This window comes from Janthinobacterium sp. GW823-FHT01H08 (genome assembly GCF_058797855.1).
On the sequence record NZ_CM179504.1, the window covers coordinates 5,116,223 to 5,138,852 of the forward strand.

The 22,630-nt window shown below is 64.5% G+C and carries 22 protein-coding genes and 2 tRNA genes; 16 read left to right on the forward strand and 8 right to left on the reverse strand.

Translation table 11 applies throughout. The annotated features are described in order from the left end of the window. Positions 1–450 carry a dUTP diphosphatase gene (dut, locus tag AC3RCG_RS22930; RefSeq protein ID WP_070312166.1) on the forward strand — a complete coding sequence of 150 codons (450 nt, stop codon included), beginning with the start codon at positions 1–3 and terminating at the stop codon, positions 448–450. Between the two features lie 12 nt (positions 451–462). After that, a complete protein-coding gene (locus AC3RCG_RS22935) occupies positions 463–1,566 on the forward strand; it encodes a M48 family metalloprotease (RefSeq protein WP_492401914.1) in 1,104 nt (367 codons plus the stop codon). A gap of 31 nt (positions 1,567–1,597) precedes the next feature. Here AC3RCG_RS22935 and AC3RCG_RS22940 read toward each other — a convergent pair whose 3' ends face one another. Further along, positions 1,598–1,738, reverse strand: coding sequence for a hypothetical protein (locus tag AC3RCG_RS22940; protein WP_162995759.1), 141 nt, complete (start codon positions 1,736–1,738; stop codon positions 1,598–1,600). Between the two features lie 98 nt (positions 1,739–1,836). On the opposite strand from AC3RCG_RS22940, the gene AC3RCG_RS22945 reads away from it, so the two are divergent. From AC3RCG_RS22945 to AC3RCG_RS22965, 5 genes are all read left to right on the forward strand, one after another. Beyond that, a complete protein-coding gene (locus AC3RCG_RS22945; RefSeq protein ID WP_492401912.1) occupies positions 1,837–2,844 on the forward strand; it encodes an XdhC family protein in 1,008 nt (335 codons plus the stop codon). A gap of 66 nt (positions 2,845–2,910) precedes the next feature. Continuing rightward, on the forward strand, positions 2,911–3,828 hold the full coding sequence (locus AC3RCG_RS22950; protein WP_492401910.1) for a DNA-3-methyladenine glycosylase 2: 918 nt from the start codon (positions 2,911–2,913) through the stop codon (positions 3,826–3,828). A 57-nt stretch (positions 3,829–3,885) separates the two neighbouring features. Next, entirely contained in the window at positions 3,886–4,251 is a 366-nt protein-coding gene (locus tag AC3RCG_RS22955) for a COG4315 family predicted lipoprotein (RefSeq protein WP_409028005.1), read from the forward strand. Between the two features lie 21 nt (positions 4,252–4,272). Beyond that, entirely contained in the window at positions 4,273–4,794 is a 522-nt protein-coding gene (locus AC3RCG_RS22960) for an RNA polymerase sigma factor (RefSeq protein ID WP_409028004.1), read from the forward strand. Next, the gene (locus AC3RCG_RS22965; RefSeq protein WP_492401909.1) at positions 4,791–5,588 is read left to right on the forward strand and encodes an anti-sigma factor family protein; all 798 of its coding nucleotides are present in this window, start codon (positions 4,791–4,793) and stop codon (positions 5,586–5,588) included. The genes AC3RCG_RS22960 and AC3RCG_RS22965 overlap by 4 nt, the downstream gene beginning before the upstream one ends. Here the strand turns inward: AC3RCG_RS22965 and AC3RCG_RS22970 are convergent. Then, positions 5,585–6,811: an MFS transporter gene (locus tag AC3RCG_RS22970; RefSeq protein WP_492401908.1), complete on the reverse strand. Its 1,227-nt coding sequence runs from the start codon at positions 6,809–6,811 to the stop codon at positions 5,585–5,587. The genes AC3RCG_RS22965 and AC3RCG_RS22970 overlap by 4 nt on opposite strands. Positions 6,812–6,921: 110 nt before the next feature. On the opposite strand from AC3RCG_RS22970, the gene AC3RCG_RS22975 reads away from it, so the two are divergent. After that, positions 6,922–7,722 (forward strand): helix-turn-helix transcriptional regulator, encoded by an 801-nt coding sequence (locus AC3RCG_RS22975; protein ID WP_492401907.1) that lies wholly within the window; start codon positions 6,922–6,924, stop codon positions 7,720–7,722. A gap of 46 nt (positions 7,723–7,768) precedes the next feature. On the opposite strand, the gene AC3RCG_RS22980 is transcribed toward AC3RCG_RS22975, so the two are convergent. Together AC3RCG_RS22980 and AC3RCG_RS22985 are read right to left on the reverse strand one after the other, a co-directional pair. After that, a tRNA-Met gene (locus AC3RCG_RS22980) sits at positions 7,769–7,845 on the reverse strand. A 141-nt stretch (positions 7,846–7,986) separates the two neighbouring features. Further along, a tRNA-Met gene (locus AC3RCG_RS22985) sits at positions 7,987–8,063 on the reverse strand. Between the two features lie 196 nt (positions 8,064–8,259). Between AC3RCG_RS22985 and AC3RCG_RS22990 the strand changes: the two genes are divergently transcribed. The 3 genes from AC3RCG_RS22990 (at position 8,260) to AC3RCG_RS23000 (ending at position 10,392) form a co-directional block, all read left to right on the forward strand. Beyond that, positions 8,260–8,838 carry an NUDIX hydrolase gene (locus tag AC3RCG_RS22990; RefSeq protein ID WP_034747557.1) on the forward strand — a complete coding sequence of 193 codons (579 nt, stop codon included), beginning with the start codon at positions 8,260–8,262 and terminating at the stop codon, positions 8,836–8,838. A gap of 30 nt (positions 8,839–8,868) precedes the next feature. Continuing rightward, entirely contained in the window at positions 8,869–9,585 is a 717-nt protein-coding gene (gene aat, locus AC3RCG_RS22995) for a leucyl/phenylalanyl-tRNA--protein transferase (RefSeq protein ID WP_409028000.1), read from the forward strand. Positions 9,586–9,669: 84 nt separating this feature from the next. After that, entirely contained in the window at positions 9,670–10,392 is a 723-nt protein-coding gene (locus tag AC3RCG_RS23000) for an arginyltransferase (RefSeq protein WP_070224525.1), read from the forward strand. Between the two features lie 1,027 nt (positions 10,393–11,419). Here AC3RCG_RS23000 and AC3RCG_RS23005 read toward each other — a convergent pair. Then, positions 11,420–12,958, reverse strand: a complete 1,539-nt coding sequence (locus AC3RCG_RS23005; RefSeq protein WP_492401906.1) for a PDZ domain-containing protein — start codon at positions 12,956–12,958, stop codon at positions 11,420–11,422. A 120-nt stretch (positions 12,959–13,078) separates the two neighbouring features. Continuing rightward, positions 13,079–14,731 (reverse strand): S41 family peptidase, encoded by a 1,653-nt coding sequence (locus AC3RCG_RS23010; protein ID WP_492401905.1) that lies wholly within the window; start codon positions 14,729–14,731, stop codon positions 13,079–13,081. A gap of 203 nt (positions 14,732–14,934) precedes the next feature. On the opposite strand from AC3RCG_RS23010, the gene AC3RCG_RS23015 reads away from it, so the two are divergent. From AC3RCG_RS23015 to AC3RCG_RS23025, 3 genes are all read left to right on the forward strand, one after another. Then, on the forward strand, positions 14,935–15,984 hold the full coding sequence (locus tag AC3RCG_RS23015; protein WP_121670284.1) for a quinone-dependent dihydroorotate dehydrogenase: 1,050 nt from the start codon (positions 14,935–14,937) through the stop codon (positions 15,982–15,984). Then, the gene (locus AC3RCG_RS23020) at positions 15,984–17,030 is read left to right on the forward strand and encodes an aldo/keto reductase (RefSeq protein ID WP_121671176.1); all 1,047 of its coding nucleotides are present in this window, start codon (positions 15,984–15,986) and stop codon (positions 17,028–17,030) included. Before AC3RCG_RS23015 ends, AC3RCG_RS23020 begins: the two co-directional genes overlap by 1 nt. A gap of 294 nt (positions 17,031–17,324) precedes the next feature. Beyond that, positions 17,325–19,748 (forward strand): TonB-dependent receptor plug domain-containing protein, encoded by a 2,424-nt coding sequence (locus AC3RCG_RS23025; RefSeq protein WP_492401904.1) that lies wholly within the window; start codon positions 17,325–17,327, stop codon positions 19,746–19,748. 83 nt (positions 19,749–19,831) lie between these two features. On the opposite strand, the gene AC3RCG_RS23030 is transcribed toward AC3RCG_RS23025, so the two are convergent. After that, positions 19,832–20,389 (reverse strand): PEP-CTERM sorting domain-containing protein, encoded by a 558-nt coding sequence (locus AC3RCG_RS23030; RefSeq protein WP_240453434.1) that lies wholly within the window; start codon positions 20,387–20,389, stop codon positions 19,832–19,834. Positions 20,390–20,727: 338 nt separating this feature from the next. Here AC3RCG_RS23030 and AC3RCG_RS23035 point away from each other — a divergent pair, with 338 nt between their 5' ends. Next, entirely contained in the window at positions 20,728–21,339 is a 612-nt protein-coding gene (locus AC3RCG_RS23035; protein ID WP_070224516.1) for an immunity protein Imm33 domain-containing protein, read from the forward strand. Beyond that, positions 21,336–21,689, forward strand: a complete 354-nt coding sequence (locus AC3RCG_RS23040) for an MmcQ/YjbR family DNA-binding protein (protein WP_070224515.1) — start codon at positions 21,336–21,338, stop codon at positions 21,687–21,689. Before AC3RCG_RS23035 ends, AC3RCG_RS23040 begins: the two co-directional genes overlap by 4 nt. Here the strand turns inward: AC3RCG_RS23040 and AC3RCG_RS23045 are convergent. Next, positions 21,686–22,618 (reverse strand): CysB family HTH-type transcriptional regulator, encoded by a 933-nt coding sequence (locus AC3RCG_RS23045; protein ID WP_070224514.1) that lies wholly within the window; start codon positions 22,616–22,618, stop codon positions 21,686–21,688. The genes AC3RCG_RS23040 and AC3RCG_RS23045 overlap by 4 nt on opposite strands. Between the last annotated feature and the right edge of the window lie 12 nt (positions 22,619–22,630).

The window sequence follows — 22,630 nt, forward strand, 5'->3', positions numbered from 1 at the left end:
ATGAAAAATATCGACATCAAGATCCTCGACGCCCGCATGCAAGAACTGCTGCCGGCCTACGCCACCCCGGGCAGCGCGGGACTCGACCTGCGCGCCTGCATCAACGAGGCCATCACCATCGAAGCGGGTCAGACGGTGCTCATTCCGACCGGCCTGGCCATTCACATCGGCGACCCCTCGTATGCGGCCATGATTTTGCCGCGCAGCGGCATGGGCCACAAAAACGGCATCGTATTGGGGAATCTGGTAGGCTTGATCGACTCCGATTACCAGGGCCAGCTGATGGTATCGACCTGGAACCGGGGCCAGAGCGCTTTCACGCTCAATCCCATGGAACGCCTGGCGCAACTGATTATCGTGCCGGTGCTGCAAGTGGGCTTTAACGTCGTCGAGGAATTCGGCGACAGCGAACGCGGTGTTGGCGGTTTCGGCAGCACCGGCAAACATTAAGGATTGACACTTATGCCAGGTTTCCGCCATCTGATCCCAGCCCCAACCTCGCTGCGCCGACTGGCCACTCCCCTCCTGTTGGCCGGCGCGGCCATTCTGGCCGGCTGCACCACGCCGGCGACGAATGTCAGCGGCCCGTTCAACGTCGTGCCGGCGCCCGATGCGCCCGCGCCGACGGCGCAGCAAAGGGCGGCGCAGGAAGAACTGGTGAAGATGGTGGCGCTGCAGGACCGCCTGTCGAAAGTGTCGGCGCCCCTGCTGATCAATAATGCGGACCTGTGCAAGACGTATGCGCGCAACCTGCTGGGCTTCACGGCGCAGAACAAGTATTCCTACCCCGGCATCTATGCCGACGCGGCGCAGGCGGCACTCGGCTACGGCGAGCAGATGCAGGTGTCCGGCGTCTTGCCGGGCAGTGGCGCCGCGCGCGCCGGCTTGCGCAAGGGCGACGGCTTGCTGGCCGCCGAAGGCAAGCCGCTGCCGGCCGGCCCGAAAGCGGAAGGCCCGTTCGGCGCCATCGTCGGCCCGCTGGCCTCGAAAAGCGCGAGCCTGAACATGACCATCGCCCGCGACGGCCAGCAGCAAGACCTCAAAATTCCCGTCACGCGCGCCTGCGCCTTCCGCGTCGCCCTGGGCAATGCGGACAATATCAACGCGTATTCGGACGGTTCGCGCATCATGCTCACGCGCGGCATGGTCAATGCGGCGCAAAACGATGAAGGCATCGCCTTCGTCATCGCCCGCGAAATGGCGCACAACATCCTCGACCACGCGCGCAGCCAGCGCACGGCGGGTACGGCCGGCAGCATCATCGACAGCCTGGGCGCCGTGCAGCCCGACGTATCGATGCTGACGGGCGCCGCCGGCATCAAGGCCATGCCGCAGGAACTCGACGTGCAAGCCGACACCCTGGCCATCTACCTGCTGGCGCGCGCCGGCTACAACGTCGACAACGCCGCCCGCTTCTGGCAGCGTCTGGCCACGCAAGTGCCGGTCACGGTCGCCAACGGCTACACGGCCCTGCACCCGGGCACCAACTCGCGCATGGCGGCCGTCAACCGCGCCGTCATCGACGTGCGCGCCAAGCAGGCGGCGAAGAAGCCGTTGAAGCCTTAAACGCCAAAGGCGCCTGATGCAGCAGGTTTGCTCAGGCGCCGGGGAAGTTCGGGAAATAGGTGCCCATTACCCAGGTCAGGGCGCCGCAAAACACCACCGCCAGGAACAGGGCGATGAGCAGTTTGCCAAACTTGGGGATGCCGTCATCTTGCGTCTTTTGGTCGTTCGACATGAAAACTCTCCGCAGGCTGTTGGAGAGCGTAGTATAGCCACAATATTGAAGAATATTCCATACTTTGCCGCCTGCCTGCGGCTTTCCTTCCGCGCCCCATGGACAGCATCGACCTCGAAGTTCTGAAAACCAGCGCCGCCTGGCTCGCCGCCGGGCACCGCTGCGAACTCGTCACCGTCATCAAGACCTGGGGCTCCAGCCCCCGCCCCGTGGGCGCCACCCTGGCCATCTGCGACGATGGCACGGTGGTCGGCTCCGTCTCCGGCGGCTGCATCGAGGATGACTTGATCGACACCGTGCGCGTGCACGGCATCATGCGCACCTTGCCGGAAATCGTCAGCTACGGCATCAGCGCCGACGAGGCGCACCGCTTCGGCCTGCCCTGCGGCGGCACCATCGAACTGGCCATCGAGCCGCTGCACGCGGACAGCAAGGTGGCCGAACTGCTGGCACGCCTGGAAGCGCATGAACTCGTCGAGCGCCGCCTCGACCTGCGCAGCGGCGCCGTCACCCTGCAGCGCGCCACGCCGGGCGCCGTGCTGGCCCTGGAAGGCGCGGTGCTCACCACGCAGCACGGCCCGCGCTGGCGATTGCTGATCATCGGCGCCAGCCAGCTGTCGCGCTTCGTGGCGCAGATCGCCACGGCCATGGATTACCACGTCATCGTCTGCGACCCGCGCGAGGAATACCGGGGCGGCTGGAACGTACCGGGCGTGCCCCTGCTGCACGCCATGCCGGACGACCTGGTGCTGGAATTAAAACTCGACAGCCGCAGCGCCGTCGTCGCCCTCACGCACGACCCCAAGCTCGACGACCTGGCCCTGATGGAAGCATTGAAATCGCCGGCTTTTTATGTCGGCGCCATCGGCTCGCGCGCGAATAACGCCAAGCGCCGCGAACGGCTGCTGCAGTTCGACGTCAGCGCCGAGCAGCTGGCGCGCCTGCATGGCCCCATCGGCCTGTACATCGGCAGCAAGACGCCGGCCGAAATCGCCATTTCCATCCTGGCCGAGCTGACGGCCGTGAAAAATGGCGTGCCCGACGCGCTGCAGATCCAGCACGCGGCGGCCCTGAGCCCGCCCACCACCGATATCTGCGCCCGCTAAGGACCGCAGCAAGAAACGCGGTGCGCCGGCGGCGCGCCCCTGCTACCTTCACTGAATTTGGCCACCATGACCCTGCTGCACTGGACCCTCCCCCTGCCCGCCGGCTACCGCCGCGACGACGTCATCGCCTTTCACAGCCGCGATACGGAAGGCGTGGCCGAACAGGTCACCGGTACGGGCCTGCGCAAGGGCATCCTGCTGCACGGCGTGCCCGTGGTGCTGGACGTGGCCTTCGCGGACGCCGCGGCCGTCTGCCGCGCCGAGATCGACGGCAGCGCCAGCGACGCCCTGCACACGGCGCTGCATGGCGCCCTGCTCAACATCCTCGGCCTGCGCATCGACCCGCAACCCTTCGCGCAGCTGGCCGCCGCCGATCCGCTGCTGGCGCCGTTGATCCGGCTTAACCCGGGATTGCGCATCGTGCAATCGGCCAGCCCGTTCGAGGCGCTGACCTGGGCCATCATCGGCCAGCAGATCAATCTGCCGTTCGCCATTTCCCTGCGCCGCACCTTCATTCTGCAGGCGGGGCGCCGGCATGGCAGCGGCTTGTGGTGCTACCCGGAGGCGCGCGACGTGGCGCGGCTGGACATCGAGGATTTGACCAGCCGCAAATTCTCGCGCGCCAAGGCGGAAACCGTGCTGCGCCTGGCGCATCTCGTCGATGACGGGGAATTGTCGCTGGAACTGCCACCTTCCGGCGACGTGGCGGCCATTTCGCAGGCGCTGCTGGCCGTCAAGGGCATCGGCCCGTGGACCGTCAATTACGCGCTGCTGCGCGGCTACGGCTATGCCGACTGCTCGCTGCACGGCGACGTGGCCATCCGCGCCGCCCTGCAAAAGCTGCTCGGCGAAGAAACGAAACCGGACATGGCGCGCACGGAACAATGGCTGCGCCAGTACGCGCCGCACCGCACCATGGCGGCCGCCCACCTGTGGGCCAGCCTGCATGCGCCGGCAAAAAATATGTCAGACGAGCGGGAATAAACGGCGGCCGGCACGCGTCTATCCCTTGCAAGCCCCCAAAACCTCAAGGAGATCATCATGCGCTTTACTGCTATCGCCACCCTCGCCGCCCTGTTGTCCGCCCCCCTCGCCTTCGCCGCCGACGTCATGCCCGCCAACGGCATGCTGGTCAATGCCAGCGGCATGACCGTGTATGTGTTCGACAAGGATGTCGCCGACAGCGGCAAGAGCGCCTGCAGCGGCGGCTGCCTGGTGGCCTGGCCCGCCGTCATCGCCACCGACGCGGCGCCCGCCGCCCCGTATGGCAGCATCAAGCGCGAAGACAACGGCGCCATGCAGCTGACGTACAAGGGCAAGCCCCTGTACCTGTACAAGGAAGACAAGAAGCCGGGCGACGTGGCCGGCGACAATTTCAAGAACGTGTGGCACGTCGTCAAGCCGTAAGCAGCCCTGCCCGCCGCCACGATGACCACGCAAGAGGATAGCCGTCAGCTGCAAGCGTGCCTGCCCGGCCTGCGCCGCTATGCGCGCGCGCTGGCGGGCGCCCTGCACGCGGACGACCTGGTGCAGGACACCGTGGAGCGGGCGTGGCGCAAGCTGGACCAGCGCGTCGGCGAGATGCGGCCCTGGCTGTTCTCCATCATGCATAACCTGCACGTGGACCAGTTGCGCCGCCCCGGCCTGGCGCTGCAGGAGCTCGACGACGATACCGTGCTGCCCGCGCCGGAGCGCGCGCCCGGGCAAGCCATCGCCATCGGCGAGATGGATGCGGCGCTGGCCCGTTTGCCGCTGGGGCAGCGCGAAGTCATCCTGCTCGTCGCGCTCGAACAGATGCCGTACGAGCAGGTGGCGGCCACCCTCGACATTCCTGTCGGCACCGTGATGTCGCGTTTGTCGCGCGGGCGCGACAAGCTGCGCACCCTGCTCGACGGCCGCCCTGCCGGCAGCCAGGGCAGCGGCCCACCCACCCTGAAAGTCGTGAAATGACAACGCAAGCCATCAGCGAAGCGCAATTGCACGCCCTGGCCGACGGCGTCCTGCCCGAAGACCAGCGCGCGGCCGTCGACGCCCACCTGCGCGCGCATCCCGGGGACGCCGCCAGGGTCGATGCGTGGCGCGAACAGAACCGGCAATTGCGCGCCCTGTTCGATCCCGTGCTGGACGACGCTGTGCCCCCGGCGCTGCTGCAGGCGGCGGCCCCGCCGGCGGCGAACGGTGCCTGGCAGCGCCCCGCCATGCAGGCGGCAGCGGCCGTCGTGCTGGTGCTCGCGGGCGGCGCGGGCGGCTGGCTGCTGCGCGGCGATGGCGGCGATGGCGGCGACATGCGGAGCGCCAGCGCCAGCCCCATCTCCCTGGCGCGCAGCGCCGCCATCGCCCATGCCGTCTACACGCCGGAAGTGCGCCACCCCGTCGAGGTGGGGGCGGAACAGGAGGCCCACCTGGTGCAATGGCTGTCGAAACGCCTGGGCAGCAAATTGCAGCCGCCTGCGCTGTCGCCGCTCGGCTATCACCTGATCGGCGGGCGTTTGCTGCCCGGCGATGGCGACGGCCCCGTGGCGCAATTCATGTATGAAGATGGCAAAGGCCTGCGCCTGACCCTGTACGTGGCAAAAGAACGGGCCGGCAAGCAGGAAACGGCCTTCCGCTACAAGCAGGAAAAGGACTTGAGCGTGTTTTACTGGATCGACGGCCAGCTCGGTTATGCCCTCTCGGCGAGCCTGCCCAAACAGGAACTGGGCAAGATCGCCGACGCCGTGTACGCGCAGCTGGAAAGTCACTAAACAGACTCTTCCATTTTCCGGAATTCTGCAATCCATTTCACGCCGCACCATTGCAGCAGCAACGCTGCGGTGGCGACCAGGGCGGCGCAGGCCGCCAGCAGCCACACGGGCCAGTCCAGCAGGAGCAGTACCCCGCCTGCTGCGGCGCCGATGGCGCTGCCCAGGTACAGCGCCGATTCGTTGAGGGCGATGGCCAGGTTGCCGTCGCCCTGCCGCGCGCGCACGGCCAGCAACTGCTGGTTCTGCGGCACTTGCAGAGCCCAGCCAGCCGCGCCCCACAGCACGATAGGCGCCAGCATCAGCCAGGCCGACCAGCCGGCCGCCAGCGGCAGCGCGCACAAGGCCAGCGCCAGCAGCAGCAAGATGAGCCTAGTCAGTCTCGGTGCAGCCACCTTGTCCGCCCATCGCCCGACCAGCACGCTGCCCGCGATTCCCCCCGCACCCCACGCCCACAGGAAGGGCGTGGGGGAAATTTCCGCGCCGTGCGCGGACCACGCCAGCAGCGGCGCGATAAACGTGTACATGCCCAGGCTGGCGATGGCCGCCAGCAGCGACACGAGCAGGATGGCCAGCACCTGCCCATCGGCCAGCAAGGCCAGCTTGCGGCGCAGCGAGGTCGCCGGTACTTCCGGCAGCGCGGGCAGTTTCCACAGCAAGCCCGCCAGCGCCAGCGCACCGAGCATGGCAACCAGCCACAGGGCCGCCGTCCAGCCCAGCTGCTGCGCCAACAGCAAGCTCAATGGCACGCCCAGCACCGTGCCGCCCGCCATGCCGCCCATGATCGCGCCGATGGCCTTGCCACGCTGCCGCGGCGCCGACACGCCCGCCGCCGCCGCGATGCCCAGCGCCAGGTAGACGCCGGCGCCGATGCCGGCCATGGCCCGCCAGGCCAGCAGACTGGAAAATCCTGCTGCCAGCGCGCTGGCCCCGTTCGCCAGCACGAACACGCCCAAGGCGAGTAACAGGCCGGAGCGTTGCGCGCGCGCCGGCAGCAAGGCCACGGCCAGGGGCGAGCCGAGGCCATAGGCCAGGGTGAACGCCGTCACCAGCTGAGCGGCCATCGCCAGGGACACGGAAAAGGCGCCGGCGATCATCGGCATCAGGCCTGCCGTCACATACGACGCCATGCCCAGCGCGAACGCGCCCACGGCGATCAGGTAGACGGTGACAGGCAGCGCGGAGTCGGCAGGCACTGCGGCACGGGAGGAAGAATAGTCAGACATGGGCACGCTTTCGGGAAGAAAGCAGGCATTTTGGAATACAATATAAACAATTACAATTTAACTGTTTATGCTATTACTGGCAGCAACAGGCTCACCGGAAAACCCCCACCATGCGCACTTTGGCCCGCACCCGCCACGAACTGGCCGCCTACCTGCAGGCGCGCCGCGCGCGGCTGTCGCCCGAGGACGTAGGCTTGCCTGGCGGCGGGCGGCGCAGGACGCCGGGCTTGCGCCGCGAAGAAGTGGCGGCGCTGGCCGGCGTGGGGCTGACCTGGTACACCTGGCTGGAGCAGGGGCGCGACATCGGCGTCTCGAGCGCCTTTCTCGACAAGCTGGCCGAAGTGCTGAAACTGGACGCAGGCGAGCGCCGCCACCTGTTCCTGCTGGCGCATGCGCGTCCGCCGGCCGAAGAGGGCAAGACGTTTTGCGTGGTGCCGCCGCCCGTGCGCCGATTGATGCACGAACTGGCGCATCCGGCCTATGTGCTCAACCTGCGCTGGGACGTGCTGGCGTTCAATGCGGGCGCGGACGCCCTGTTCGGCTTTGGCGCGCATGTGCCGGCGCGCCGCAACCTGCTATGGTTGCTGTTTAGCGACCCACTGCTGCGCTCGCGCTTCACGGCCTGGGAAGAGCAGGCGGCGCTGATGCTGTCGAGCTTTCGCCGCGACTACGCGCGCGCCACGCAGGAAGCGGATATCCACGCGCTGGTGGAGGAACTGGAAAAGGTCTCGCCCGAGTTCAAGCAGTGGTGGCGCCGCCATGACGTGCATGCGCCGTGCGCCGGCGTGCGCCGCCTGGACGTCGGCGGCGAGCAGGTCGCCTACGAGCACACCTCGCTGACCATCGATGCGGACCGCCACTTGCGGCTGATCGTGTATGCGCGCCAGCAGGCAGAAGACCTCGCGCCGTAAACGAAAAAACCGCTAGCCCTCTTGCGAGGAACCAGCGGCTTCGAATTGGTTGCGGGGACAGGATTTGAACCTGTGACCTTCGGGTTATGAGCCCGACGAGCTGCCAGACTGCTCCACCCCGCACTCGAATTATATACCAGATTGTTGCGCGGCGTAAAGGCGTGAATTGACAATGTCATTCCTGCCCCGTCCACCGGAGCGTGTCCGTGACCAGCAATGGAAAAAGCCGCTGATCTTTTGCAAGAATCAGCGGCTTTCCGGTATTGGTTGCGGGGACAGGATTTGAACCTGTGACCTTCGGGTTATGAGCCCGACGAGCTGCCAGACTGCTCCACCCCGCACTCGAATTATAAGGGCAAACGGGTGGCTTAGGCAATAGCTATCTCAACTTCGACTGCAATAGAGCTATTAAATTAAAATACATTAAAAAAGGTCAGCCAATTACCGGGGAGCATTGTGTCCGCCCGTCACGCCACAGAGCGCGCAATCGGTGTACAGTAAGCGTTACACTAGTCACCCATTTTCCGAAGCCAGCCCATGAAATTCTGCTCCGAATGCGCCCACCCTGTCAGCCTGTCCATTCCGGAAGGCGACAACCGTCCCCGCTATGTGTGCGCCAACTGCGACGCCATCCATTACCAGAACCCGAAAATGGTGGTCGGCTCGATTCCCGTCTGGGAAGAAGATGGCCAGTTGCAGGTGTTGCTGTGCAAGCGGGCCATCGAGCCGCGCCTCGGCTACTGGACCCTGCCGGCCGGCTTCATGGAAAACGACGAGACGACGTCCGACGCGGCCGAGCGCGAAACGGTGGAGGAAGCGGGCGCGAATATCGAACTGGGTCCCCTGTTTTCGCTGCTCAACGTGCAGCGCGTGCACCAGGTGCACCTGTTCTACCTGGCGCGCCTGCGCGACCTCGATTTCGCGCCCGGCATCGAAAGTCTGGACGTGCAGCTGTTTACGGAAGCGCAAATTCCGTGGGACGACCTGGCCTTCCCCACCATCCGCGCCACCTTGGAACTGTTCTTTGCCGACCGCGTGAAAATCCGCGAAGGCGGCAGCTATGGTGTGCATACGGGCGACATCACGCGCCCGATGGCGCGCGCGGATGCCGAGTAAGCCCCCACCACCCGCCATTTTTGACGCCGCATGATTCCCTGGCTCGACATCCACACCCCGTTCCCCGACGTCTCGCGCGCCCTGACCGACGAAGCGCCCGGCCTGCTGGCAGCCGGCGCCGACCTGTCGCCCGCGCGCCTGCTCGACGCCTACAAGCACGGCATCTTCCCCTGGTTTTCCGAGGGCCAGCCCATTCTGTGGTGGAGCACCGATCCGCGCATGGTGCTGATGACGGCGGACTTCAAGGTCTCCGACAGCCTGGCCAAGGCCATCCGCAAGGTCGAGCGCAGCGCTGCCACGGACGGGCGCTGGCAGCTGCGCTTCGACGGCGATTTCGACGCCGTCATGCGCGCCTGCGCGGCGCCGCGCAAGGATGGCCCGGGCACCTGGATTTCCGACGAGATCATCGCCGGCTACACGGGCTTGCACAAGCTGGGCTACGCCCACTCGTCCGAGCTGTGGCTGGACGGCGAACTGGTGGGCGGCGCGTATGGCGTGTCGATCGGACGCATGTTCTATGGCGAATCGATGTTCGCCCGCGTCTCGGATGGATCGAAGATCGCGCTGGCCCACCTCGTGCGCTTTTTGCAGGCCCGCGGCGTGACCATGATTGACTGCCAGCAAGAAACGAAACACCTGGCCTCGCTGGGCGCGGCGCCCATTTCGCGCGCCCGCTTCCTGGCCCATGTGAGGAGCGCCATTGAAGCAGCGCAAATCACCGATTGGCATGCTGCGCCACCGGCGTAAAAAAGCTATGATATCTCCAGGCACACCGCCAGGCACACCGCCAGGCACATTTCCATTGCTGCGGACAGACCAGACAGGATCAGCATGACGCACCTGAACGAACTACCGTTTGCCACCCTGCAGTTCTACACGACGGCACCGTATCCGTGCAGCTACCTGGACGACCGCCAGGCCCGCTCGCAGGTGGCCACGCCTTCGCACCTGATCAACAGCGACGTGTATTCGGAACTGGTGCGCAACGGCTTTCGCCGTAGCGGTATTTTCACCTACCGCCCGTATTGCGACGGCTGCCAGGCCTGCATCCCCGTGCGCGTGGTGACGCAATCGTTCACGCCCAACCGCAACCAGCGCCGCGCCTGGAACCGCCACGCCAACCTGCAGGCGGGCGTGGCCACTTTGTCCTTCCTCGACGAGCACTACGAACTGTATCTGCGCTACCAGAGCACGCGCCACGCGGGCGGCGGCATGGACCAGGACAGCCGCGACCAGTACGCGCAATTCCTGCTCCAAAGCCGGGTCAACACGCGCCTGGTGGAGTTCCGCGAGCCTGACGGCACCCTGCGCATGGTCAGCATCATCGACGTGCTGGCCGATGGCCTGTCGTCCGTCTACACGTTTTTCGATCCCGACGTGCCGGGCGCCTCGTACGGCACCTACAACGTGCTATGGCAAATCGCCCAGGCGCGCGAACTGAACCTGCCTTACATCTACCTGGGTTACTGGATAGAACAGAGTCCGAAGATGGCGTATAAAATCAACTTCAAGCCGCTGGAAGCGCGGATCAAGGGACAGTGGGTGATCATGTAAGGTGGGTCGGATTAGCGCGCAAGCGCGTAATCCGGCGCTGCAAAGCCAACAATGGTGTCGGATTACGCTGCGCTAATCCGACCTACCGGCGAACAATCGCGAGAGTCTGCCCCCTGCACTTCAGCTTACTTGCTCTTGTCCGGAAACACCGGACGCGCAGGCCGCACGGGCGGGTTCTTCGCCAGCCGCTGGAAGCGCGCGTCAAGGGGCAGTGGGTGATCATGTAAGGTAGGTCGGATTAGCGCGCAAGCGCATAATCCGACGCTGCAAAGCCAACAATGGTGTCGGATTACGCTGCGCTAATCCGACCTACCGGCGAACAATCGCGAGGGTCTGCCCCCTGCACTTCAGCTTACTTGCTCTTGTCCGGAAACGCCGGACGTGCAGGCCGCACGGGCGGGTTCTTCGCCAGCGCTGGAAGCGCGTCAAGGGACAGTGGGCGATCATGTAAGGTAGGTCGGATTAGCGCGCAAGCGCATAATCCGACGCTGCAAAGCGAACAATGGTGTCGGATTACGCTGCGCTAATCCGACCTACCGGCGAACAATCGCGAGGGTCTGCCCCTGCACTTCAGCTTACTTGCTCTTGTCCGGAAACACCGGACGCGCAGGCCGCACGGGCGGGTTCTTCGCCAGCGCTGGAAGCGCACGTCAAGGGGCAGTGGGTGATCATGTAAGGTAGGTCGGATTAGCGCGCAAGCGCATAATCCGACGCTGCAAAGCCAACAATGGTGTCGGATTACGCTGCGCTAATCCGACCTACCGGCGAACAATCGCGAGGGTCTGGCCCCTGCACTTCAGCTTACTTGCTTTTATCCGGAAACGCCGGACGCGCAGGCCGCACGGGCGGGTTCTTCGCCAGCGCTGGAAGCGCACGTCAAGGGACAGTGGGCGATCATGTAAGGTGGGTCGGATTAGCGCGCAAGCGCGTAATCCGACGCTGCAAAGCCAACAATGGGGTCGGATTACGCTGCGCTAATCCGATCTACCGGCGAACAATCGCGAGGGTCTGCCCCCTGCACTTCAGCTTACTTGCTCTTGTCCGGAAACGCCGGACGCGCAGGCCGCACGGGCGGGTTTTTCGCCAGTTCGGCCTGGATCACCTCGATCGCCTTTTCAAGCTGCGGATCGCGGCCGGCGATGACGTCGGCCGGCGTTTGCTCGACTTCGATATCGGGCGGCACGCCTTCGTTTTCCACGCCCCAGCCGTTTTCGCGCGTCCAGAACGCCAGGTTCGGCGCCGTGATCGTGCCGCCATCCATCAGCACGGGGAAGCCGAGGATGCCCACCAGGCCACCCCACGTCGCCTTGCCGATCAGCGGACCCATGTTATTTTTGCGGAACATCCACGGCAGCAGGTCGCCGCCCGAGCCGGCCATCTCGTCGATCAGCATGGCGCGCGGTCCCTGGATAGAGGCGGACGGCGTCTTCATGTCGGCGCCGTAGCGCATGGTCCACCAGGCGATTTCCTTCTTCTGCAGGATCTCGATGTAGTAATCGGCCACGCTGCCGCCACCGTTAAAGCGCTCGTCGACGATGATGGCCTGCTTGTCCGCCTGCGGGAAGAAATAGCGCTTGAAGTAGGTGTGGCCCAGCCCCGCCGTATTGGGCACGTACACGTACGCCACCTTGCCGTTGGTGGCCGCATTGACCTTGCGCATATTGCCTTCGATCCAGTCGCGGTTGCGCAAGGCATCCTCGGCCGGCACGGGCACCACGGTGATCGTGCGCGCGCCCTTGCCGTCGGCCGAGGGTCCCACGGTCAGGTCGATGGCCTTGCCGGCCGTGTTCTCGAAGGCGCTGTAGATATTCGTCGGCGGCGCCAGCGGGCGGCTGTCGACGGCCAGCAGGTATTCGCCCGCCTTGACGTTCAGGCCCGGCTCCGTCAGCGGCGCGCGCAGGGCCGGATTCCAGTTCAATCCGCCATACACCTTCTTGAAGCGGTAATGGCCGTCGCTCACGTCATAGTCGGCGCCCAGCAGCCCGCCCGGCACCTTCTTCGCCTCGATAAAGTCGTCGCCGCCGCCGCCACGGTGGTGACCCACGGCCAGTTCGCTGCACATCCACTGGATCAGGCGGTTCAGGTCCGCGCGGCTCGACAGCTCGGGCAGGAACACGGCGTACTTGTCGCGCATGGCCTTCCAGTCCACGCCATGCATGCCCGGGTCATAGAAGTAATCGCGGTTGATGCGCCACACTTCATTGAAAATCTGCGTCCATTCGGCACGCGGATCGGCCTTGACTTCGATGGCGTCGACCTTGATCTTGCCTTCGCCGGGCGCCAGCAGCTTGCCCGTGGCCGAGCCCATGGCCCAGTTGTCCTTGTGGCGGTACAGCAGCTTCTTGCCGTCGGCCGACACGTCGAAATCATCGGCTTCGGCCACCACGGTTTCGGCCTTGCGCTCCTTCAGGTCGAAGCGCTGCACGGCCTTCTTGCCGTCGCTTTCGCGCAGCAAAAAGATCTGCCCCGCGGCGCCGGCCGCCAGGCTGGAAAACTGCGCGGCCGGCAGCGGCAGGTCGACGATACGCGTGGCGATGCCGTCGAAATCAATGTGGATCGGTGCCACGGGGGCCACCGCCACTTTCGGGTCGTCGCGGCCCGTCTTCGGATCGATCTTCGGCTCGCTCTTCGGCTCCGCTTCCGCCTTCGCCGTGTCTTTTTTACTCTCCGCGCTGGCCGCCTTTTCCTAGTCGCTTTCCTTGATCAGCGGCGACGGCAAGTCGCGCCGCAGCACGGCCATCCACACGGTGCGCGTCACCAGGTTGTCTTCGTTCTGCTGCGAGAACCAGTTGTTGCTGGGCCCCGCATTCGTCGAGGCGAAGAAGTACAGGTATTTGCCGCTCTTGTCGAACACGGGCTGGGCCACGTCGGACAGGCCATCGGTCACGGGCATGGACTTGTTCTGCTCGACGGAATAGATGTAGGCGCTGCGCGTGTAGGTGGGCGAATTGAGCGTATAAGCCAGCCAGCGCGAATCGGGCGCCCACGCGGCGCGCATGCTCTTGTCCACGCCATACATCGGCTCCGTGGCGATTTTTTGCACCTTGCCGTTGCCGACGTCGATCACGTACATGCTCCAGCCATTGTCGGCAAACGCGATCTTTTTGCTGTCGGGCGACCAGACGGCGTTGTCATAGAAGCCGCTGCCATTGAGCTTGAACTTGCGCACGGCGCCCTTGCCATCCTGCGCCCGCACATGCAGCTCGTATTCGCCCGACTCGTCCGAGAAATATGCGACCGAGCGGCCATCGGGCGACCAGATCGGCGTGCGCTCGTGGGCGCCGGCCGTCTGCGTCAGGTTGCGCACGTCGCCCTTGTCGGCGGGGATAGTGACGATCTCGCCCCGGTACTCGAAGGCGATGCGCGCGCCCGACGGCGAAATCGACGCGTCGCGGATGTATTTCGCGTTCTTCACCCAGCGGGGCCGCGCCTGCCCCAGGTCGCTGGCCACGCCGATGGTGAGCTTGTGCGCCTGGCCGCTGGCGATGTCGAAAGAGTGCAGATACCCGGCCTGCTCGTAGACGATGGTGCCGTTCGCGGCCGACGCGTTGAGCACGGGGAAATCCGCGTGCCGCGTCAGCTGGCGCACGGCTTTCGTCTTGACGTCATACGCAAACAGGTTGAATTCGCCGTTGCGGTCCGAGCGGAAGTACACGCTGTCGCCTATCCATATCGGGTCGACGTCGTTCGAGCGCGTGGTCGGCTGGGGGATTTTTTCGATCGACTTGTCGCTGGACGAAAACAGCCACAGCCAGGAATTGGTGCCGCCCCGGTAGCGCTTCCACTGCTTGAAGGCCGGCATCAGGGGGTTGTAGGCGATGCGCTTGCCATCGGGCGAATACGTGGCACGCGAGGCATTCGGGATTTCCAGCTGCGTTTCCACGCCGCCCGCCACGGGCACCGTAAACAGCTTCTGGAAGCGGTTGTTGAAGGCGGCGCGGGGCGAGGTGAACATCACGGCCTGGCCATCGGGCGTGAACGATTGCGCCAGATCAACACCGGGGTGGAAAGTCAGGCGCCGCGGCACGCCGCCCGCCGCCGCGATCACATACACGTCGACATTGCCGTCGATGTTCGCGCTGTACGCGATCAGGCTGCCGTCGGGCGAAAAGACGGGATTCGATTTGTCGCCCAGGTCCGACGTCAAGCGCCGCGCGCCGCCGCCGTCCAAGTTGGACAGCCACAGGTCGCCCGCGTAGATGAAGGCGATGTGGCGGCTGGAGACGGCCGGTTCGCTCAGCATGCGGGTGTCTTGCGTATTGGGCAGGGCCAGGGCCGGGTGGCTTAGCAGCAGTGCGCTGGCGGCCGCGATGGCGGTCAGGATGCGTGTCTTTTTCAATCGATGTCTCGCTTATGAAGTAAAGGGAACAGGGAAGAAACAGGAAAGTCCAGGGCCCGATGCAGATTATCAAGGGATCAATATTGCATCAGACCAACAAGAACTATACACCCGGCCGCCGCGCGGAACACGGTAAAATACGGCACTTATTTCGCGCGCCGCCAGCCCTTCCCGGCGGCCCGCACACCTACTCAAAGCGCCCCATGTCTGAAAAATTCCTGTACTCCCTCGCCCGCCCGCTGCTGTTTTCGATGGATGCCGAAGCGGCCCACCATTTCACCCTGCCCGCCCTGAAACGCGCCAGCGCGCTGGGCCTGACGAAGCTGGCCGGCAAACCGGCCGCTGATCCGCGCACGGTGATGGGCATCACCTTCCCGAACCCCGTCGGTCTGGCCGCCGGCCTGGACAAGGATGGCGCCTACATCGACGCACTGGCCGACCTGGGTTTCGGCTCGATCGAAGTGGGCACCGTCACGCCGCGCGCGCAGGCGGGCAATCCGAAACCGCGCATGTTCCGCCTGCCGCAGGCGCAGGGCATCATCAACCGCATGGGTTTCAATAATGGCGGCGTGGACGCCTTTGTGGCCAATGTGCAGGCGTCGAAGTTTTACCAGAACCGCGCCGGCGTGCTGGGCCTGAACATCGGCAAGAACGCCGACACGCCCATCGAGCGCGCGGCCGACGACTATCTGCTGTGCCTGGAAAAAGTCTACCCCTACGCCAGCTATGTGACGGTGAATATCTCGTCGCCGAACACCAAGAATTTGCGCCAGCTGCAGGGTGCGTCGGAACTCGACGCCCTGCTGTCGCAACTGAAGGATGCCCAGGCGCGCCTGGCGGACAAGCACAAGCGCTACGTGCCGCTGGCCCTGAAGATCGCGCCGGACATGGATGGCGAACAGGTGAAAAGCATCGCCGAGTCGCTCACGCGCCACCAGATCGACGGCGTCATCGCCACCAATACGACCCTGTCGCGCAGTGCCGTTGAAGGCATGCAGCACGGCGCCGAAGCGGGCGGCCTGTCGGGCGCGCCCGTGTTCGAGCTGTCGAACAATGTGATCCGTTTGCTGAAGGCGGAACTGGGCGACGCCCTGCCCATCATCGGCGTGGGCGGCATCATGCAGGGCAAGGATGCTTTGGCCAAGTTCGAATCGGGCGCGCAGCTGGTGCAGCTGTACAGCGGCCTGATCTACGCCGGTCCCGCCCTGATCAAGGATTGCGCGCGCGCGCTGCGCGGCAAACAGGCGAAATGATCGCCAAGGTCAAGCTGGGCGCCAGCAGCCTGGAAGTGAGCACAATCTGCCTGGGCACGATGACCTTCGGCGAGCAGAACAGCGAAGCCGAAGCCCACAGCCAGCTCGATTACGCGCTCGAACGGGGCATCAACTTCGTCGACACGGCGGAGATGTATCCGGTGATGGCCAGTGCGCAAACGCAGGGCAGCACGGAACGCTACATCGGCAGCTGGCTGAAGAAAAGCGGCAGGCGCAGTCAGATCGTCCTGGCCAGCAAGGTGGCCGGGCCGAACTCGCGCATGCACTGGATACGCAAGGGCAAGACGGATCACGACGCGGTCAACATCCGCGCTGCCGTCGAAGACAGTTTGCGCCGGCTGCAGACGGAGCATATTGACCTGTATCAATTGCACTGGCCCAGCCGCAATCTGCCCATCTTCGGCGCCAGCGTGTACAACCCGCGCAAGGAACACGCGTCGGTCGCCATCGAAGAGACACTGGCCGTGCTGGGCAAGCTGGTCGAGGAAGGCAAGATCGGCCACATCGGCGTGTCGAATGAATCGTCGTGGGGCGTGTGCGAATACATCAAGCAGGCCGAGCTGAAAGGCTTGCCGCGCATCGTTTCGATCCAGAACCTGTACAACCTGACGGCGCGCCATTTCGAGACGAGCCTGCTCGACGAAACCTGCCACCGCGAGAACGTCAGCTTGCTGGCCTACAGCCCGCTGGCGTTCGGCCAGCTGACAGCGAAGTACCTCGACAATCCACAAGCCAGGGGCCGCCTGACGCGCTTCCCGGCCGGCTGGAGTCCCCGCTACGTGCGCCCCGCCACCATCGAGGCGGCCCGGCAATATGCGGCGCTGGCCCGCGCGCACGGCCTGACGCCGGCGCAGCTGGCACTCGCGTGGTGCTACTCGCGCTGGTTCGTCGCGTCGACCATCATCGGCGCCACCAGCGTGGCGCAGTTGCAGCAAAATATCGATGCGCATCACCTCACCTTGTCGCCGGAACTGGTGGCGGCCGTCGACGCCATCCACGCCAGTCTGCCCAATCCGGGACAGTAAGGCCCGCCGTCTGGCGGCGCATGCCGTCGCCAGGCTCCCCACGCTCATCGCAGATAGTCGTATTTATACAACAGCCGGCAATTTACTGCTGTGCAGCATTGCGGCCTTGCCGTGCCCGGTCGTATGCTGGAAACGAGGCCATATGCGCTACGCGCACCATGTTGACGTCTTTCAGATATTTATTGCATATCGATAGACAGAACGATTCGTAAGCACGCCGCGTGCCCACTGTTAATCTGATTGCATCACCGGACCGCCATGGTCCGCGCAACCACAACCGAAGAGATATCGTCGATGAGTTCAAGCACCGCCCGCTCCCAGCGTCCCGCCCTCCCCATAAAAACCGTGATCGCCGCCAGCCTGGTCGCCTGCTTCAGCCTGCCGATGCAGGCGCAAGCGCAGCAAGAGCTGCCGGCCGAAGGCGAATTGCAATCGGTGGTCGTCACCGGCACCTTCGCCAAGAACCGCCGCACCATCGATTCCGAATCGCCGATCGACATCCTCACTTCGCGTGACCTGCAAAGCACGGGTTCGGGCGAACTGGCCACCGTGCTGGCGCGCCTGCTGCCATCGCTGAACTTTGCCCGCGCCACGGGCGCCGACGCCAGCGACGCCGTGCGGCCGGCCCAGTTGCGCGGCCTGTCGCCCGACCAGACCCTGGTACTGGTGAACGGCAAGCGTCGCTATACCTCGGCCGTCGTCAACGTCAACGGCTCGCTGGGCCGCGGCTCGGCGCCGGTCGACCTGAACGCCATTCCCCTGGCCGCTATCGACCACGTGGAAGTGCTGCGCGATGGCGCGGCGGCCCAGTACGGCTCCGACGCGATTGCCGGCGTGATCAACATCATCCTGAAAAAAGGCGCGGCCGGCGGCGATATCGAAGTGGGTTATGGCCAGACGCAGGAACGCGACGGCAAGCAAAAATCCATCAAGGGTTCGGCCGGCTTCGCCCTGGGCGAGGACGGCTGGGTGCGCGTCTCGGCCGAAGTGGCGGAACGCGACCCGACCAACCGCGCCGGTGCCGATTTCCGCAACCCGCTGGAACCGCGCTACGGCAAGGTCAACCAGCGCTATGGCGACCCGGAAAGCAAGCCGGCAACGATTTTCCTCAACAGCGAATACCACATCAGCGACAACCTCGACTGGTATGCCTTCGGCAACTACGGCAAGCGCGACACGTCGGCCGCCGCCACCTGGCGCACGGCGCTGATCACGGACCCGAATAATTCGAAGCAGTTTGTCCAGCGCACGCCGCTCTTCCCGGAAGGCTTTTTGCCATTGCAAAACAGCACCCTGACGGACCAGTCCCTGGTGACGGGCTTGCGCGGCGAAGCGGCCGGCTGGCGCTGGGATGCCAGCCTCAATTACGGCAGCAACAAGTTCGAGCTGGACCTGGACAACACGGTCAACCAGTCGCTGGGCGCCAACAGCCCCACGCATTTCTATGCGGGCTCGCTGAAAAACGAACAAACGGTGTTCAACCTCGATGCGGCGCGCGAATTTCCTGTCTCTTTCTTTACGGGTCCGCTGACGGTGGCCGTGGGCGCCGAAGCGCGCCATGAAAAATACAGCATCGGCGCCGGCGATGAAGCATCGTACACGGGCGGCGGTTCGCAAGGCTTTGCCGGCTTCCGTCCTGTCAACGCGGGCAGCCACTCGCGCCACAACGAGTCGGTCTATGTGAACCTGGAAGCGGAAGCGACGAAGAAACTGTCGGGCGGCGTGGCCCTGCGCCATGAGCGCTACAGCGATTTCGGCAGCACCACCTCGGCCAAGGGTTCCGCGCGCTATGCCTTCACGGACGCCCTGTCCCTGCGCGGCACCGTGTCGAGCGGCTTCCGCGCGCCGTCGCTGGCGCAGCAGTACTACACCATCACCACCACCAATTTCCAGGTCGTCAACGGCGTCAACACGCCGATCGAGACGGGCACCTTCGCCGTCAACACGCCGCAGGCGCGCGCTCTGGGCGCACAGGATCTGAAACCGGAAAAGGCACGCAACTACAGCCTGGGCCTGCAGTTCCAGCCGACCCGCAACTTCACCACGACGGTGGACGCCTACCGCATCGACATCGACAACCGCATCCTGTTCTCGGCCAATCTGGTCCTCAACAATGCATTGAAAAACGTCCTGGCCGCACAAGGCACGCCTGTGGGCTCGGGACGCTATTTCACCAACGCCGTCGATACGCGCACGGAAGGCGTGGACATCGTCAGCACCTACCGCATCGACCTGCAGGACAAGGACCGCCTCGACCTCACCGTGGCGTACAACCACAACAAGAGCACGGTACAGAAAATCGCCGGCAATCCGGACATCCTGACGGCCAACAACCTGAAACTGATCGACCGCCAGAGCATCGACCGCATCACGGTGGCCTCGCCGAAGGACAAGTTCAGCCTGGCCGCCGACTACGGCTTCGGCATCTGGAATGCGCACGGCGTCGTGACCCGCTACGGCAGCTTCACCGTGCCGCAGAACGACGTCAAGCTGGACCAGACGTATGACCCGCAATGGGTGCTGGACGTGTCCGGTTCCGTGAAACTGGGCAAGAACTGGCGCCTGGTGGCCGGCATCGACAACGTCACCAACCGCTATCCGGCGCAAGTGACGAGCGCGGGCAACCTGAACGTCAACGGTACCCAGCCTTACAGCATCTTCGCGCCGAACGGTTTCAACGGCCGCTATTACTACGCCAAGGCTGGCTATAGCTGGTAAATACCGCTCCGCCATGCAAAAAGCCCGCGCATCTTCCGATGCGCGGGCATTTTTCATGTCTTGCGCCCGCAGGCGCTGCAGGCTCAGGCGCGGCGGCGGCGCGCGGCAAAACCGACCAGGCCCAGGCCCAGCATCAACATGCCGTAGGTCGCTGGCTCAGGCACGGCCGAGACGGAACTGTAGGCGCGGAAATTGCTCAGGCCGCGCGGCAGGTTGTTGATGGTGATAAGCGTATTGGCGGCCAGCGGCGCGTCCCAGTGGAACAGCAGTTCGCCACGGCCATAGTGCACGGCCAGGTAGTCAAAGCTGGACTTGACGGTGAACGAACCGGACTTACCGCTTTCCAGGTCGCCCTGGGCGGCAAAGACCAGGGAACCGGTGCCGCTGGATGGCAGACCAAACTTGCTGCTGACCAAGCTCTGGATGGCGGCCGCGCTTTGCGGGCCGGACGGGTTGGCGCCGTCAAACACCCAGACCGAGTCCGCTGCCACGCTGCCGTAGGTGACGGTCTTGCCGCCCACCAGGAAGCCGCTCATGGCGGGATCGGTGATTTCCACCCAGTTCGCCGCCTGGGCCAATGGCGCCAGGCAAGCCGAGACAGCAAGGCAGAGACCCAGCACAGCATGTTTAGTCGTGTTCATAATTTCCCCTATTGATAAATTTCAAAAAACACAATGTTGATTATATTTTTGTTATATTTTTTTGCGATTGAGCAAAAGATATCATTCAGGAAATCAAAATGCAATAAAAGAAACAAATTTTACCATTGGTATTTTCAATCGGTCTCATCAGTTTCTTGCCGAGTCCGGCTATGAAGGGGCTTGCCGCCCTCCTTGCCATGACCGGGCGCTGGTCGGGGAAGCAGGATTGTTGTAGATCAGCACATGCCAAGCGGCAATGGCAAGCCTGCAGGTATGCGTGGTCATCCTGACACGCAATCGGCTACCATGGGGTTTACTCTTCTTGATGACGGATAACCATGCCCAGCTGGCACCTGGCAGACGCCGCCGAACTGGCGGCGCGCCATCCCTACACATTCTATAAATCGCCGCCCGAAGCCATCGCCCAGGTGCGCCCCGGCGAGGTGGTCAAGCTGATCTTCGCCTTCCACAGCGACGATCCGCAGGCGCCGGGCGCCGAGCGCATGTGGGTGCTGGTCGACACGGTCGAGCCGCATGGGCACTTTACGGGCAAGCTCGACAACATGCCCGGCTACATCGCCGATTTGCGCGCCAAAGACCCCATCGCCTTCGCGGCGCGCCACATCATCAATACCCAGCACGACGATGACGATAACCTCGTCAACCGCTACGCGGGCCTGTGCTTCGTCACGAAACGCGTGCTGGAAGACGGCGCGCCCGTCGGCTACCTGTACCGCGAAGCGCCGGACAACGACGACGACAGCGGCTGGCGCTTCACGGCCAACGACGAGAGCGACGACTACATCAACGACAGCGCCAACGTGGCCCTCGTGTCGCTGGGCGCCGTGCTCAGCGTGGACGACCGTTTTATTGCGCTGCTGGACGCCCCTGCCGGCGCGGCCTATGCCTTCGACCGCAACACGCAACAATTCATGGCGGTGGACGAATGACAACAGATGAACTGAAGGAATTTTGCGCGGCCCTGCCCGGCGCGCAAGCCGTGCTGTACGGTGCGCCGTCGAACATCCTCGTGTATGAAGTGAGCGGCAAGAAGTTTGCCTATTTCAAGACCAGCGCACCGGAACAGTGGCGTTTCAGCCTGCGCGCCAGCGCCGGGCGTTTCATTGAACTGACGGACATGCCGGGCGTCAAACCGGCCCGCTACATGGGCCGCTTTCACTGGGTCACCATCGTCGACGTGGCGCGCTTCCCCACCGATTACCTGGCGGAACTGGTGCAGGATAGCTACGCGCGCGCCGTGGCCAGCCTGACGCGCGTGCAAAAGGCGGCCATCGCCTAGAGGGCTTCCTCGCCCGCCATGGCGCGGTCGATGTCTTCGCGCGTCAGGTCCGGCGCCAGCTGCAGGATGAACTCGTAGGCGTAGGCACGCAGGTAGGCGCCTCGGCGCACGGCCAGGCGCGTCGTGTTGGTGGCGAACAGATGCGACGCTTCCACCGCGCGCAACCCTTTGTCGCGGCCATGGTCGAAGGCCATCGAGGCGACGATGCCCACGCCCAGGCCCAGCGCCACGTATTGCTTGATGACATCCGAATCCATGGCCGTCAAAATGATGTCGGTCGTCACGCCCGCCTTGGCGAACGCATCGTCGATATGGCCGCGTCCCGTGAACCCCTTGTCGTAGGTAATCAACGGATATTTCGCCAGGTCTTCCAGGCGGATCGGCGAGTGCTCGAGCAGCGGGTGGCCGTCCGGCACGACGATCAGATGGCTCCAGCGGTAGCACGGGAACGACACGAGGTCGGGGAACTGGCTCAAGCCCTCCGTGGCGATGCCGATATCGGTCTTGCCCGACAGCACCCATTCCGCGATATGCTCGGGCGCGCTTTGCTGCAGCGCGATGCGCACATCGGGGAAGGCGGCGCGAAAGCCCTGCACCACTTTCGGCAACGCATAGCGCGCCTGCGTGTGCGTGGCCGCCACCGATAACGTTCCGCTGGTCTGGCCGCTGTATTCGAGGCTGGCCTGCTGCAGGTTTTCCGCCTCGATCAGGAGGCGGTCGACGATCTTCAAAATGCCCTTGCCCGGCTCCGTCAAGCCCGTCAAGCGCTTGCCGTTGCGCTCGAAAATCACCACGCCCAGCTCGTCCTCGAGTTCGCGGATCTGCCGGCTCACGCCCGGCTGCGACGTGAACAGCGCGTTGGCCACTTCCGTCAGGTTATAGCCGCGGCGGGCCGCTTCGCGGATCGAACGCAGTTGTTGAAAGTTCATATATTTTCAGCC

Bases quoted from the DNA above. Each gene is read 5' to 3' on its own strand.
- dut (WP_070312166.1), top strand. From the start codon at position 1: ATGAAAAATATCGACATCAAGATCCTCGACGCCCGCATGCAAGAACTG.
- AC3RCG_RS22935 (WP_492401914.1), top strand. From the start codon at position 463: ATGCCAGGTTTCCGCCATCTGATCCCAGCCCCAACCTCGCTGCGCCGA.
- AC3RCG_RS22940 (WP_162995759.1), bottom strand. From the start codon at position 1,738: ATGTCGAACGACCAAAAGACGCAAGATGACGGCATCCCCAAGTTTGGC.
- AC3RCG_RS22945 (WP_492401912.1), top strand. From the start codon at position 1,837: ATGGACAGCATCGACCTCGAAGTTCTGAAAACCAGCGCCGCCTGGCTC.
- AC3RCG_RS22950 (WP_492401910.1), top strand. From the start codon at position 2,911: ATGACCCTGCTGCACTGGACCCTCCCCCTGCCCGCCGGCTACCGCCGC.
- AC3RCG_RS22955 (WP_409028005.1), top strand. From the start codon at position 3,886: ATGCGCTTTACTGCTATCGCCACCCTCGCCGCCCTGTTGTCCGCCCCC.
- AC3RCG_RS22960 (WP_409028004.1), top strand. From the start codon at position 4,273: ATGACCACGCAAGAGGATAGCCGTCAGCTGCAAGCGTGCCTGCCCGGC.
- AC3RCG_RS22965 (WP_492401909.1), top strand. From the start codon at position 4,791: ATGACAACGCAAGCCATCAGCGAAGCGCAATTGCACGCCCTGGCCGAC.
- AC3RCG_RS22970 (WP_492401908.1), bottom strand. From the start codon at position 6,811: ATGTCTGACTATTCTTCCTCCCGTGCCGCAGTGCCTGCCGACTCCGCG.
- AC3RCG_RS22975 (WP_492401907.1), top strand. From the start codon at position 6,922: ATGCGCACTTTGGCCCGCACCCGCCACGAACTGGCCGCCTACCTGCAG.
- AC3RCG_RS22990 (WP_034747557.1), top strand. From the start codon at position 8,260: ATGAAATTCTGCTCCGAATGCGCCCACCCTGTCAGCCTGTCCATTCCG.
- aat (WP_409028000.1), top strand. From the start codon at position 8,869: ATGATTCCCTGGCTCGACATCCACACCCCGTTCCCCGACGTCTCGCGC.
- AC3RCG_RS23000 (WP_070224525.1), top strand. From the start codon at position 9,670: ATGACGCACCTGAACGAACTACCGTTTGCCACCCTGCAGTTCTACACG.
- AC3RCG_RS23015 (WP_121670284.1), top strand. From the start codon at position 14,935: ATGTCTGAAAAATTCCTGTACTCCCTCGCCCGCCCGCTGCTGTTTTCG.
- AC3RCG_RS23025 (WP_492401904.1), top strand. From the start codon at position 17,325: ATGAGTTCAAGCACCGCCCGCTCCCAGCGTCCCGCCCTCCCCATAAAA.
- AC3RCG_RS23030 (WP_240453434.1), bottom strand. From the start codon at position 20,389: ATGAACACGACTAAACATGCTGTGCTGGGTCTCTGCCTTGCTGTCTCG.
- AC3RCG_RS23035 (WP_070224516.1), top strand. From the start codon at position 20,728: ATGCCCAGCTGGCACCTGGCAGACGCCGCCGAACTGGCGGCGCGCCAT.
- AC3RCG_RS23040 (WP_070224515.1), top strand. From the start codon at position 21,336: ATGACAACAGATGAACTGAAGGAATTTTGCGCGGCCCTGCCCGGCGCG.
- AC3RCG_RS23045 (WP_070224514.1), bottom strand. From the start codon at position 22,618: ATGAACTTTCAACAACTGCGTTCGATCCGCGAAGCGGCCCGCCGCGGC.